At 69.1% G+C, this 223-nt stretch carries 1 protein-coding gene; it reads left to right on the top strand.

What is annotated here, in order from left to right:
• Positions 1-223: transaldolase family protein (locus E4K09_RS18925; RefSeq protein ID WP_280177483.1), on the top strand; the 223-nt coding region annotated here is incomplete at both ends.

Here is a 223-nt window from a genome sequence, read left to right as displayed (position 1 = left end):
GGTGTCCTCCATCTGCGACCGGCTGGCCGTCGCCTTCGGGGCGGAGCTCGCCGGCATCGTTCCGGGCCGCGTCTCCACTGAGGTGGACGCCGACCTGTCCTTCGACACGCACGCGACCGTGAACAAGGCCCGCTCGATCATCAAGGCCTATGAGGAGCGCGGCATCGGGCGCGACCGCATCCTGATCAAGATCGCCTCCACGTGGGAAGGCATCCGCGCGGCG

The sequence above is a fragment of the Microvirga pakistanensis genome (assembly GCF_004458765.1).
GTDB classification, from domain to species: Bacteria; Pseudomonadota; Alphaproteobacteria; order Rhizobiales; family Beijerinckiaceae; genus Microvirga; species Microvirga pakistanensis.
The sequence above is the reverse complement of the archived record's forward strand: the minus strand, read 5'-3'. Positions and strand labels throughout refer to the sequence as shown.